Source organism: uncultured Roseivirga sp. (assembly GCF_963973945.1).
Taxonomy (GTDB): Bacteria; Bacteroidota; Bacteroidia; order Cytophagales; family Cyclobacteriaceae; genus Roseivirga.
Genome location: NZ_CAXBBV010000002.1, coordinates 36,142 through 48,573, shown reverse-complemented (window position 1 = coordinate 48,573; position 12,432 = coordinate 36,142). Strand labels below are relative to the sequence as shown.

Sequence of the window (12,432 nt, the reverse complement as noted above, 5' to 3'; positions counted from 1 at the left end):
GAACATGAAAGAAGTCTATAGAAAATCCATCACACTGCATAACGACCTTAAAGGCAAAATTGAAATCACCAATAAAATGGACGTAAACAGCAAGGAAGACCTTTCTTTGCTTTACTCTCCAGGAGTAGCGCAGCCTTGTTTGGAAATAGAAAAAGACCCCGAATTGGCCTACGATATGACCATTAAGGGCAACACCATTGCTGTAGTTACCAATGGAACAGCTGTTTTAGGTTTAGGCAACATTGGCCCTTTGGCATCGCTTCCTGTAATGGAAGGAAAAGCCATGCTCTTTAAGAAATTTGCTGGTGTAAACGCATTCCCAATTTGCCTAGACTGTAACGATACAGACGAAATTATAGAAACCATCAGAAGAATTGCTCCAGTTTTTGGAGGCATTAACCTTGAAGATATTAAGGCGCCTGAAAGCTTTATTATTGAAGAGAAACTACAAGACCTTGGCATTCCTGTTTTTCATGACGACCAACACGGAACGGCCATAGTAACCCTTGCGGCTTTGATTAATGCAGCAAAAGTAGTTGGCAAAAAAGTAGAAGATATGAAAGTGGTGATCAATGGGGCTGGTGCTGCAGGAATAGCCATTGCTAAACTTCTGCGTTGCTACAATGTAGAATCCGAACTTTGTGTTTCAATTAAACAATTGATTGTTGCCGATAGCCAAGGTGCTATTCATAGAAGAAGGTACGACTTGAACTCTGCTAAAACTGAGCTTTTAAAGTACTCAAACTTCCAGGATGTTGAAGGTGATATCCATGAGATTATTAAGGGAGCCGATGTTTTTATTGGTGTGAGTAAGGGTGATGTGCTTACTAAAGCAGATATTCAAAACATGGCCAATGACCCAATCATTTTTGCCATGGCCAACCCAGAGCCTGAAATTCATCCTGAAGAAGCTTTTGAAGGCGGAGCCGCCATTGTAGGTACAGGTAGAAGTGATTACCCTAATCAGATCAATAATGTTTTGGCCTTCCCTGGTATTTTCAAAGGTGCTTTGAAAGCCCGTGCAAAAACCATTAGTACTGAAATGAAGCTAGCCGCTGCCTTTGCTATTGCAAAGAGCGTTGAGCACCCAACTAAGGATCAGGTGATCCCTTCGGCATTAGACACCTCTTTGGCTGACATTGTAGCCAATGCAGTAGAACAAGCTGTATATCATGAAAGAGAATTGGAAGCGGAAATCGAAAGAGAAGAAGCCAAACTGAAAGGCTAAACCCACATAACGGGGTTGTTCAACTGTTCATCTCCCCGACATTTGATAAATAAACTTTGAACCAGCAGCCTGTATGCTCGGTTAAATTGAGGTAAGCTTCCTAAAAAAGGAATAGCTTACCTCAATTTTAATTTTAAGCCTATGAAAGCCATTTGGAACGAAGAAGTAATTGCAGAAAGTAACGATACTGTTGTGATTGAAGGAAACCATTATTTTCCTCACGATTCAATCAAAAAGGAATACTTCACAAAAACAGATACCCACACCACCTGCCCATGGAAAGGAGTTGCTAGTTATTATACCATTGAAGTAAACGGTAGCGAAAACCCAGATGCAGCTTGGTTCTACCCAGAAACCAAAGAAATGGCCAAAGGCATCAAAAACTATGTGGCTTTTTGGAGAGGAGTGAAAGTTGAAGAGTAAACTTTAACACCTCGTTCTAAAAAAGACAGTTAAGCAAAAAACGTGTCAGGTTTTGAAAACCTGACACGTTTAAGTCGTCAATTCCTTGTCGTTATTTATTTTTTCTAAGGCTTCTTTCTTGTATTTCCTTCCAATAGGAATTTGTTGAGCTTGAACTTTAACATAATCATGGCCGAAGGCTTCTATTTTATTTTTATTCACCAAGTAAGATCGATGAACTCGAATAAACCACTCTGGAAGCATTTTCTCTAAACCACTTATCTTTTCCTTGGTAATTATTACTCCTGTACCGATGTTGATCTTAACGTAGTCGGCAAGGCTTTCGACATAGAGAATATCATCAACTGAAATTGAAACAGCTTCACGATTCGACCTTACTGTGATGGTCTGTAATAGGTTTTTCTGATTTGCTTCTTCCAAAGCAGCAATCCTAGCTTCACGTTCGAGGTTTGATCGGTATACCCGAATGAAAGAGAATAAAGTCGCAACAAAATAGATAATGACACCCAACTGCAATACATCACCAGCAATAGGGCTCATTCGATTCCAATTGAAGTCGGTGAGAAAAACAAATGCCGCCATGGTGATTAGCCCAGATAAAAAAACCGAAACCACCATCGTGTAAAAAGTATAAAGCGCAAACCAGAAATGTCTATTCGTTTCTAGATATCGTGGAACCAGAAAAAGATTGAAGAAGTATGAAGTGGCCACCGCCACTGGCATAAGCATGGAGGTGAAATAAAAGGAATCGAGATAATTACTCCATTTCAAACCAAACAATATGTTTAAAAAAGCAAATACAAATACCCAGAATATGACTTGACGATAATGTTTGATCATTATCCAAGATTAAGTAAAACGTTAACTAATTCCGCTCCTTTCTTACTATTTTAACACAAATATCGACTAACGACAGGTATACGAATGGATATGACTTACACATTGCAAAGCTTCCTTAATAGCTTTGAAAGAAAGTTTTAACCCTTAAATATTCAAATTATGCTAGAGTTATTTTTTTCAGGAAGTAAGTTGTTCATGGGCATACAAACGACCGTTGTCGTAATCATGATCGTTTTGTCGGTTTATAGTGCTAAAAACGTTTTGGCCAATCAGGTGAATGAGAATTCACAACGAAAGATAAGCCTTATAAAAGAGGTGGGATTGTTTGCCCTTATTATAGGTATATTCGCCAGCGCTCTTGATTTAACAAGTGCATTCCAAGCCATTGAAATGGCAGGAGATGTTTCTCCTAGCTTATTAGCCGCGGGTTTGAAGCTCACCTTTATCCCTACTATCTACGGACTGATGATCTACTCTTTGTCATTACTCATTTATTTTGTTCTAAGGACACAGGCCAATAAAACGGCTGAATAACACATCAGACTCCCTGTTTATTGACCCGCTCTCGGGCTTTTCAAAAACAATCAATCCGATATGATTTTTTCTCACTTATTTTTTAATCAAAATTATAAAGCTATGAAGTACACCATATATATTTTCATTACATCTGTCTTATTGAGTTCCTGCTCAGGAGGACAAGAAAGCCAATCGTCAAAAGAAAAAAACATTCCTTCTGACGATTTTAAATCAATTCCCATCAACCTTGAAGCGGAAGAGGTAAAATTAGCTTCGGCCATTGAAGCTGTAGAGATAATGCAGCTTGAAGAGGGAAGTGATGGCTTCGTAAGCATCATCTATAAATTAAATGAATCTGCTGAGCACTTTGTAATTGTAGATTCAAAGGAGCTCAATATTTTCATTTATAATAAGCAAGGCAAGTTTGAAGGAACATTTAACCGCAATGGCAATGGACCTGAAGAATATCAGGGCATTACAGATGTATGGCAAGAAGGGGAATATATTATGGTTTACAGCTCTAGGCACAGAGTATTGAAGTACAACCATGAAGGCAACTTTGTTGCTGCCTACAAAATGGAATATCCCTACACCAATGTCTTCCCTCAAAAGAATGGCTATGTCGCGAACCTCAATACGGATGACCTAAATGACAGGCTCGTATTTCTGGATAAAAATTTCAAAAGGAGATCCACTGCCCTTCCGCATTTTGCGAGACAAGATTTTATGCAAATGACTTTCAATACTTTCAACGAATATAAAGAGGGTGCTGATTACAGAACGGCAATGAGTGATACCATCTTTTTTATAGAAGGGAATCAAGCAACACCTCTAATTAAATTGGATTATGGCGAGAATTGGCTTTGGAAAGATACAGACATATTCAGTGACCCCAATAAGGCCATGGGGCTAATTAGCTCATCGGAAAAGGTATGGGACCTTATGTCTCATTTAGTGGGTAATAGGTACTTATACCTTTCATCAAATCTTGGTTTTACAGGTCAGCTTATGAGTGTAATCGACCGTGAAACTGGGGCTCAATTTGCTTTGAATATTTCTAAATCCGAAAAAGAACCCTATACGTTCACACCTATAAAATGGGAAGGTGACAGGCTATTGGTCTCTATGGCCTCTTATGATGCCGTTGAGATCATTGGGAAGTTAACACCAGGGCAAGTTGAGTATAGAACAGGAACAACACTTGAAGCGGTGGAGTCAAACGAAAACCCAGTTTTAATGTGGGTGAAATTTAAGAATTTCAACTAAAGTGCGATAAATTCAACATAGACTCCATTGGGAATACAACAAAAACCCCCAGCCTATTACTAGACTGGGGATTAATGATTCAATCAAATTATCTTTTTATTATTTGTCTGCTGTAAAACTAGCACTCATGTATTCACGGTTCATACGAGCTATATTGTCTAGGCTAATGCCTTTAGGACATTCCACTTCGCAGGCACCTGTATTTGAGCAGTTACCAAAACCTTCATCGTCCATTTGTTGTACCATGTTGAGTACACGCTCTTTTGCCTCTACTTTACCCTGAGGTAGTAGTGCAAACTGCGATACTTTGGCAGATACAAACAGCATGGCCGAAGAGTTTTTACAAGAAGCGACACAAGCTCCACAACCGATACAAGTAGCTGCATCGAATGCTTTGTCTGCATCGGCTTTTGGAATTGGGATAGCGTTGGCATCTTGTGTGTTTCCAGAAGTGTTAACACTCACAAATCCACCAGCAGCCATAATTCGGTCAAAAGCACCTCTGTCTACAACCAAATCTTTGATCACAGGGAATGCCTTTGCTCTCCATGGTTCAATATAAATCGTTTCGCCATTCTTGAATTCACGCATGTGTAATTGGCAAGTAGTAATCTCTCTACCTGGCCCATGAGCTTCTCCATTGATAAACATTGAACAGCTACCACAAATACCTTCTCTACAATCATGATCAAAAGCAACTGGATCTCCCCCATCGTTGATCAATTTTTCATTGAGAATATCCATCATTTCGAGGAAAGAGCTATCTGGAGAAATATCAGATACCTGATAGGTTTCCATCTGGCCTTTTGTTTTATCGTTCTTTTGTCTCCAAACTTTCAGTGTAAGATTCAATCCGTTTGCTGTTGACATATTTTCTGATTCTTAAATTCTCAATTATTTATTTGTATGAACGGGTTTTGAGCTCGATGTTCTCATAGTTTAAAGACTCTTTATGCAACACAGCATCTGCTGGTTCTCCTTTAAACTCCCAAGCCGAAACATGAGTGAAATGTTCGTCATCACGCATCGCTTCACCTTCTTCCGTGCTAAACTCTTCTCTATAATGGCCTCCACAAGACTCTTCTCTCAAAAGCGCATCTCTAGCGAAAAGCTCTCCCAATTCAAGAAAATCAGCCACGCGGCCTGCTTTCTCCAATTCAGGATTCATACTATCGGCACTACCTGGCACTTTTACTTCTTTCCAGAACTCCTCACGGATTTCTTTGATTTCAGCAATAGCCTCAGTTAAGCCTTTGGCATTTCTGGCCATTCCTACTTTGTTCCACATTACTTTACCCAAGCGTTTGTGGAAGTAATCAACCGACTTTGTTCCTTTGTTATTAATAAAGAAATCAATTCTGTCAGTCACTTCTTTTTCCGCGGCAGCAAATTCTGGTAAGTCCGTAGAAATTTCACCTGTTCTAATATCGTTGGCCAAATAATCACCAATTGTGTAAGGCAATACAAAATAACCATCGGCCAAACCTTGCATTAGAGCCGAAGCTCCAAGACGGTTGGCACCATGATCTGAGAAGTTTGCTTCACCAATGGCGTAACAACCTTCAATCGTGGTCATTAAGTTATAATCAACCCAAACACCGCCCATCGTATAGTGTACTGCTGGGTAAATTTTCATCGGTGTTTTGTATGGATCATCGGCAGTAATCTTCTCATACATTTGGAAAAGGTTACCGTATTTTTTTTCAATTACATCAACGCCAAGCTCTTTGATTTTTGCATCAGAAGCATTGTGGATATGTTGAATATTGGCTTGTTCTTGTCCGTAACGCATAATGGCTGAAGAGAAGTCCAAGTAAACTGCCTCGCCTGTTTCGTTTGTACCAACTCCATAACCGGCATCACAACGTTCTTTCGCTGCTCTTGAGGCTACATCTCTTGGCACTAAGTTACCGAAAGAAGGATACCTTCTTTCTAAATAATAATCTCTATCTGCCTCTGCAATCTGAGTTGGTTTTAATTTACCAGCCCGAATGGCTTCCGCATCTTCTTTCTTTTTCGGCACCCAAATTCTTCCATCATTTCTCAACGACTCAGACATCAAAGTCAACTTAGACTGTTGATCTCCGTGCTGAGGAATACATGTTGGGTGGATTTGAGTATAGCAAGGGTTAGCGAAAAACGCTCCTTTCTTGTGTACTTTCCAGCCTGCTGAAACGTTTGAGCCCATTGCATTGGTAGAAAGGAAGAATACGTTTCCGTAACCACCAGATGCAATTACCACTGCGTGAGCAGAATGTCTTTCAATTTCCCCTGTCACTAAATTTCTTGCAATAATACCCCTGGCTTTTCCATCAACTTTCACAATGTCCAACATCTCATGACGGTTGTACATTTTAATTTTACCTTTACCAATTTGGCGTGACATGGCAGAATAACAGCCTAATAGCAATTGCTGACCTGTTTGGCCTTTGGCATAGAATGTTCTTGAAACTTGAACACCTCCAAAAGACCTGTTATCTAGCAACCCTCCGTAATCTCTTGCAAAAGGAACACCTTGCGCTACGCATTGGTCAATAATATTGGCAGAAACTTCTGCTAAACGATAAACATTGGCCTCTCTAGATCGATAATCTCCCCCTTTAACGGTATCGTAAAACAATCGGTAAGTCGAGTCACCATCGCCCTGATAATTTTTTGCTGCGTTAATACCACCTTGAGCTGCAATAGAGTGTGCTCTTCTAGGTGAATCTTGGTAGCAGAATGCTTTTACGTTGTAACCCAATTCGGCCAAACTTGCAGCAGCAGAACCACCTGCAAGTCCAGTTCCAACCACTATTACATCAATAGCACGTTTGTTGGCTGGGTTTACAAGCTTAATATGATTTTTATAGTTTGTCCATTTGTCTTGAATAGGACCTTCTGGAATCTTAGAATCTAATTTCGTCATGGCTACTTATGAATTAAAGAGCAGTTAGATGATGATACAGCGCAATGAAAATAAAACCCGCAGGAATTACAATAGCGTATATAGTACCCAATTTTTTAATGGCAGGCGTATACTTGCTATGCCTTGCTCCCACTGACTGAAATGCCGATTGGAAACCGTGCATTAAATGAAGAGATAGAAATACAAAGCTCAAAACGTAGAACCCTACCCTTAATGGATCATGAAATTTTTCTACCATTTCACCAAAGTATCTAGTAGCATCTTCAGGCAACACCTCTATATATTTGTGCGAAATTTCTGGAATCCAGAAATCATAGAAATGCACACATAAAAAGCCAAGGATCACAAGGCCTGAGTAAATCATATTTCTCGAAAACCACGTAGAATTTTCGCTTCCTTTGTTCATTGCGTACTTAATGGCTCTTGCATTTCGGTTTTTAGCCTCAAGAATAAATCCCATCACAAAGTGGTACACCACCCCAATAATGAGAACAGGCTGTAAAGCGAATTGCACCAACACGTTTGTTCCCATAAAATGAGAGATTTCATTAAAAGTTTCTTCACTCAAAACTGAGGTGAAATTGATAATGAAGTGTTGAAGTAAGAAGATAACTAGAAAAAGGGCTGAGAGTGCCATGGCATATTTTCTACCTATGGAACTCGTAAAGGTTTGTTTTAACCAGCTCATTAATTTATTAAAGATTAAATTTGGTAGTCAAAGTTAAGTTTGCAATCGTTAGTAATCAAATGGCTCTTTTATTTGAATACATTCTAAATTAGAAAACCATCAATCAAACAGATTGTAAAGTTTTTTTGTTCGTAAGTATAAGTTATTCGTGATATTGCGTTAAAGCAAAAACCAAGGTTTGCATGGGGTTAATGAGAAAATCACTTTTTATCATTTCTTTTTTGTTGTTGGCGGCAGTTCAAGCATGGGCCACACACATTAGAGCTGGCGAAATTACGGCTGTTAGAATTTCACAAACAAGCCTAAAATTTAGGTTTACATTGGTAATTTATTCCGATACCGGTTCGGGGGTGCAAGTGGCCGCTGGTGGAGTTTTTAATTTTGGACAAGGCCGAACCATTAGCTCACTGGATGGAGGCAGTCGTCAAACATTTATTGACGCGGCCGTTTTTTTTGAGGAAAGGGTTATTGGAAATGAAACAGCTGTAACCATTTTTCAGTTTGAACATACTTTTGATGGCCCAGGAGTCTATGTAGTCAGTTATACAGAGCAGAATAGGAATAATGAAATTTTGAATATTAATGGAGGCAGCTCACAAGAGGTCCCTTTTCATATTGAAACAGTATTGAGAATAGATCCAGGACTAGATGTCAATGCTACCCCTCAATTAACAATTCCTCCAATTGATCGCGGGTGTGTAGGAGCAAGATTTGTTCACAACCCTGGAGCATATGACCCAGATGGAGATAGTCTTGCCTATAGAATGGTTCCTTTATTGCAAGACAGGGGAGTGGAAGTAAATGGCTACGTTCCTTTGAACAACCCTTCAGTTTCTACAATAAGAGAAGACGGAGGAAGTCCTGCTAAATTTGAGATTGACCCAATCACTGGAACCTTTACTTGGGATGCACCTATGACGGCAGGAGAGTACAATGCAGCCTTCATAATAGAAGAGTGGCGTTACTCCGAAATCACTGAGAAATATGAATTACTTGGTTATGTCACGCGAGACATGCAAATACTCGTAGAAGATTGCGACAACGAAAGACCAGAGCTAGAAATACCAGCCGACACATGTATAGAAGCAGGCACTCTTTTAGAAGCAATAGTAAAAGGAACAGATCCTGACAATAATAAAGTTTTATTAGAAGCTTTTGGTGGTATTTTTAGCTTAAACCCTAATGCTGCAACATTTACTCCAGAGCCAACATTCAGACCCCAGCCCGTAGAGCAATCATTTAGTTGGCAAACCGATCTTTCTCATGTAAGAGAAAGACCATATGAGGTTCAGTTTAAAATATCGGACAAGCCTACTGACCCTGACGCACCTTCTTTAACAGATTTCGCCACTTGGTACATTACCGTTGTAGCACCTGCTCCTACAGGGTTAAATTCTGCTATTGCAGATGCTCGATCGATTCAACTTACTTGGGATAACTATGTGGGAAGAAACTTCAATCCAGTAATGAAAATTTACAGGAGGGTGGATAGCTTCGATTTTGATCCAGAGAACTGTAATCTGGGAATTCCAAATGGTTCGGGCTATGAATTAATTGATCAAGTCCCAATCAACCAAACAAATTATGTTGACACCAATAATGTAAGGCCTGGTGTAAACTACTGCTATAGAATTGTGGCAGAGTTTCCTCTCCCAAAAGGAGGTACAAGCTATGCTTCAATAGAAACCTGTACACTAATCCCGCTAGATGTCCCTGCTATCACCAATGTTTCGGTTGAAAACACAGACTTAACAAATGGAGAAATGTTTGTGAAGTGGATTTCTCCTTTAGAAATTGATGAAGCTTTATTCCCTCCGCCTTTCAGGTACGAACTGATCCGTTACGATGGTTTTTCAGGGAATGGAAATAGAACTGTGGTAACGTCTACTACTGACACAACCTATAATGACACCGGGTTAAACACGCGAGATAAGTCATACCACTACCAAGTAAGGTTTTACGATTCTGGCAACAATCTAATTGACAGTTCTGCTGTAGCATCATCGGTTTGGCTTAGTGCTTTAGGCTTAGTTCAGGCTGTTGAATTAAAGTGGGAAGCCAATGTACCTTGGACAAATAAAGTACAAGAGTATCCTTATCATTATATCATGAGAAACCGTACCGATGCGGCTGCAGATGATGAAATTAACTTCGAATTAATTGATAGCGTAAAAGTTACTGATAAGGGCTTTATATATTTTGATGATGGACGCTTCAATAGTACTCCATTACGGGACGACAGAGAGTATTGCTATATAGTGACCACACAAGGAAGCTATGGAAATGATCTTATTCCCGCTCCGCTAATTAATCAATCTCAGAAATTGTGCATTCAACCTAACGATAGTATACCACCAGAAGAGCCAGAAATAGAAGTGCCAGAAGGCTCTGAAGAAATTGATGGTTTAATCGTGCTAGAAAGCCCTAATTGTGGTGACCTAGAAAACCTAGGTTGTGCATTTAGTAACTTCTCGAATACACTCAGTTGGTCAGCTAATGATGTTGATGGAGACATAGCCAGCTATAATATTTATTTCTCTCCAACTGGTGCCGAAGGTTCATATACTTTGGTAGGAAATTCGAGAGATGCAACATTTACACACACTGGTCTTAGTTCGTTTAAAGGATGTTATAGAGTTAGTTCTGTAGATCGCTCTAATAACGAAAGTACTTTAAGTGCTCCTGTTTGCTTCGATAACTGCCCTAATTATGAGTTGCCAAATACATTCACACCAAATGGAGATGGAATAAATGACACATTCAAAGCTTTTGATAGACCAAACGGAAAATGTCCACGCTTTGTGGAAGCTATTGAGTTTAAGGTATTCAATCGCTGGGGAGGTAAAGAAATTTACAGCTATAGCACACGAAATACTACCGAACCAAATTATTACATTGATTGGAACGGGAAAGATAATAGTGGAAAAGAATTACCAGAAGGCACTTATTACTACCAAGCCATTGTCACTTTCAATGTTTTCAATCCGAGAAAAAAAACTATGGAATTCAAGAATTGGGTAAAGATTGTGAGGTAATCGCTGAAACTTTTTCTTCCCATAAAGTGTCTGGTTAGTATGCAAAAAACATCTGTAAATCAAGAACACGACATCCTGCTCTTCGATGGTGTTTGTAACCTTTGCAATAACTCTGTCAATTTCATTATTGACAGAGACCCTAAAAAGCACTTTAAATTTGCAGCTCTCCAATCTGAATTTGGTCAATCAAAACTTAAAGAGTTGGGTTTTAATCAAGAAGAATTCGACAGTTTAGTATTATTGAGCAATGGCAAAGTTTATAGAAAAAGCTCAGCTGCGTTGCGAATCGCAAAAAAACTAAGTGGGCTTTGGCCATTACTTTACGTTTTTATCATCATCCCTCCTTTTATCCGTCACGGAATCTATGACATCATTGGGAAAAACCGCTATAAATGGTTTGGAAAGCAAGATTCTTGTAGAATGCCTACCCCTGAGTTAAAACAAAGGTTTATTTAACAACGTAGGCTTAATTCATCCATTTTTTGTTTGACAAGCAAAGTAGAATTAGCTTTACCTTCTTAAAAAAAATCAGACTATCAATGAACGCATATGTTTTCCCTGGTCAAGGAGCTCAATTTCCGGGAATGGCCAAAGACCTATACTCTTCTTCAGAAAAAGCAAAAGCACTTTTAGAATCCGCCAATGATATACTTGGCTTTAGGATTACCGATATTATGTTTGATGGCACTGCCGAAGAGCTTAAAGAAACTAAAGTAACACAGCCAGCCATCTTTTTACATTCTGTTGTATTAGCACTAACTTCTGAAAACTTCAACCCTGATATGGTAGCTGGTCACTCTTTAGGAGAGTTTTCTGCTTTGGTTGCAAATGGAGTTTTATCTTTTGAAGATGGTTTAAAACTCGTTTCTCAAAGAGCCTTGGCTATGCAGAAAGCTTGTGAGATAAACCCTTCTACTATGGCTGCTATTCTTGGTTTGGAAGATGAGAAAGTAGAAGAAATATGTGCATCAATTGATGAGGTGGTAGTAGCTGCCAATTATAATTGCCCTGGCCAACTAGTAATCTCAGGCTCGCAGAAAGGAATTGAGTTGGCTTGTGCCGCAGCATTAGAAGCAGGAGCAAAAAGAGCGCTTCCTCTCCCTGTAGGTGGAGCATTCCACTCTCCATTAATGGAACCAGCACGTGAAGAGTTAGAGAAAGCGATTGACACTACACAGTTCAATGAGGCAAAATGCCCTGTATATCAAAATGTAACAGCAAAGGCTTCTACTGACATTAACGAAATCAAAGAAAATTTAAAGATTCAGCTAACAGCTCCTGTTCGTTGGACACAATCTGTTCAAGCAATGGTCGCTGATGGAGCCACTAACTTTATAGAATCTGGGCCAGGAAAAGTACTTCAAGGATTGGTCAAAAAAATCCATAGAGAAGCTGAGGTGTCAAGCATCTAACGTAAAAGCTCTCAACAACAAGACGGAAGTCCTTCAATAACTATTGAAGGACTTCTTTCGTTTATAACTAACTCTAAACCAAGCCTTTTCTTGAGTCAAAGCTTTTGCTTAGCTTA

The 12,432-nt window shown here is 39.4% G+C and carries 11 protein-coding genes; 7 read left to right on the top strand and 4 right to left on the bottom strand.

Annotation, left to right across the window (positions count from 1 at the left end; translation table 11 throughout):
* Positions 1–4: 4 nt before the first annotated feature.
* Complete coding sequence (locus AAC026_RS04540) at positions 5–1,228, top strand: NADP-dependent malic enzyme (protein WP_339606383.1); 1,224 nt, start codon at positions 5–7, stop codon at positions 1,226–1,228.
* A 141-nt stretch (positions 1,229–1,369) separates the two neighbouring features.
* Positions 1,370–1,651, top strand: coding sequence for a DUF427 domain-containing protein (locus tag AAC026_RS04535; RefSeq protein ID WP_339695360.1), 282 nt, complete (start codon positions 1,370–1,372; stop codon positions 1,649–1,651).
* Positions 1,652–1,720: 69 nt separating this feature from the next.
* Here the strand turns inward: AAC026_RS04535 and AAC026_RS04530 are convergent, their stop codons facing one another.
* Positions 1,721–2,491 (bottom strand): LytTR family DNA-binding domain-containing protein, encoded by a 771-nt coding sequence (locus tag AAC026_RS04530; protein ID WP_339695358.1) that lies wholly within the window; start codon positions 2,489–2,491, stop codon positions 1,721–1,723.
* Positions 2,492–2,650: 159 nt separating this feature from the next.
* Between AAC026_RS04530 and AAC026_RS04525 the strand changes: the two genes are divergently transcribed.
* Together AAC026_RS04525 and AAC026_RS04520 are read left to right on the top strand one after the other, a co-directional pair.
* On the top strand, positions 2,651–3,025 hold the full coding sequence (locus AAC026_RS04525) for a MotA/TolQ/ExbB proton channel family protein (protein ID WP_339695356.1): 375 nt from the start codon (positions 2,651–2,653) through the stop codon (positions 3,023–3,025).
* A 102-nt stretch (positions 3,026–3,127) separates the two neighbouring features.
* Positions 3,128–4,273, top strand: coding sequence for a 6-bladed beta-propeller (locus AAC026_RS04520; protein WP_339695354.1), 1,146 nt, complete (start codon positions 3,128–3,130; stop codon positions 4,271–4,273).
* Between the two features lie 99 nt (positions 4,274–4,372).
* Here AAC026_RS04520 and AAC026_RS04515 read toward each other — a convergent pair whose 3' ends face one another.
* Genes AAC026_RS04515 through AAC026_RS04505 form a run of 3 tightly spaced genes read right to left on the bottom strand, consistent with a single transcriptional unit; the run spans position 4,373 to position 7,869 of the window.
* Positions 4,373–5,125 carry a succinate dehydrogenase/fumarate reductase iron-sulfur subunit gene (locus AAC026_RS04515; protein WP_339606408.1) on the bottom strand — a complete coding sequence of 251 codons (753 nt, stop codon included), beginning with the start codon at positions 5,123–5,125 and terminating at the stop codon, positions 4,373–4,375.
* 46 nt (positions 5,126–5,171) lie between these two features.
* Positions 5,172–7,181 (bottom strand): fumarate reductase/succinate dehydrogenase flavoprotein subunit, encoded by a 2,010-nt coding sequence (locus tag AAC026_RS04510; protein ID WP_339695353.1) that lies wholly within the window; start codon positions 7,179–7,181, stop codon positions 5,172–5,174.
* A 13-nt stretch (positions 7,182–7,194) separates the two neighbouring features.
* Positions 7,195–7,869: a succinate dehydrogenase cytochrome b subunit gene (locus tag AAC026_RS04505; RefSeq protein WP_339606388.1), complete on the bottom strand. Its 675-nt coding sequence runs from the start codon at positions 7,867–7,869 to the stop codon at positions 7,195–7,197.
* 191 nt (positions 7,870–8,060) lie between these two features.
* Between AAC026_RS04505 and AAC026_RS04500 the strand changes: the two genes are divergently transcribed.
* The 3 genes from AAC026_RS04500 to fabD all read left to right on the top strand — a co-directional run bounded on the left by AAC026_RS04500 (position 8,061) and on the right by fabD (position 12,316).
* On the top strand, positions 8,061–10,904 hold the full coding sequence (locus tag AAC026_RS04500; protein WP_339606389.1) for a gliding motility-associated C-terminal domain-containing protein: 2,844 nt from the start codon (positions 8,061–8,063) through the stop codon (positions 10,902–10,904).
* Positions 10,905–10,943: 39 nt separating this feature from the next.
* Positions 10,944–11,360 carry a thiol-disulfide oxidoreductase DCC family protein gene (locus AAC026_RS04495; RefSeq protein ID WP_339606390.1) on the top strand — a complete coding sequence of 139 codons (417 nt, stop codon included), beginning with the start codon at positions 10,944–10,946 and terminating at the stop codon, positions 11,358–11,360.
* Positions 11,361–11,443: 83 nt separating this feature from the next.
* Positions 11,444–12,316: an ACP S-malonyltransferase gene (fabD, locus tag AAC026_RS04490; protein WP_339606391.1), complete on the top strand. Its 873-nt coding sequence runs from the start codon at positions 11,444–11,446 to the stop codon at positions 12,314–12,316.
* Positions 12,317–12,432 lie beyond the last annotated feature (116 nt).

Excerpts from the sequence above, each read along its gene's own strand:
- AAC026_RS04540 (WP_339606383.1), top strand. The coding sequence starts at position 5 with ATGAAAGAAGTCTATAGAAAATCCATCACACTGCATAACGACCTTAAA.
- AAC026_RS04535 (WP_339695360.1), top strand. The coding sequence starts at position 1,370 with ATGAAAGCCATTTGGAACGAAGAAGTAATTGCAGAAAGTAACGATACT.
- AAC026_RS04530 (WP_339695358.1), bottom strand. The coding sequence starts at position 2,491 with ATGATCAAACATTATCGTCAAGTCATATTCTGGGTATTTGTATTTGCT.
- AAC026_RS04525 (WP_339695356.1), top strand. The coding sequence starts at position 2,651 with ATGCTAGAGTTATTTTTTTCAGGAAGTAAGTTGTTCATGGGCATACAA.
- AAC026_RS04520 (WP_339695354.1), top strand. The coding sequence starts at position 3,128 with ATGAAGTACACCATATATATTTTCATTACATCTGTCTTATTGAGTTCC.
- AAC026_RS04510 (WP_339695353.1), bottom strand. The coding sequence starts at position 7,181 with ATGACGAAATTAGATTCTAAGATTCCAGAAGGTCCTATTCAAGACAAA.
- AAC026_RS04505 (WP_339606388.1), bottom strand. The coding sequence starts at position 7,869 with ATGAGCTGGTTAAAACAAACCTTTACGAGTTCCATAGGTAGAAAATAT.
- AAC026_RS04500 (WP_339606389.1), top strand. The coding sequence starts at position 8,061 with ATGAGAAAATCACTTTTTATCATTTCTTTTTTGTTGTTGGCGGCAGTT.
- AAC026_RS04495 (WP_339606390.1), top strand. The coding sequence starts at position 10,944 with ATGCAAAAAACATCTGTAAATCAAGAACACGACATCCTGCTCTTCGAT.
- fabD (WP_339606391.1), top strand. The coding sequence starts at position 11,444 with ATGAACGCATATGTTTTCCCTGGTCAAGGAGCTCAATTTCCGGGAATG.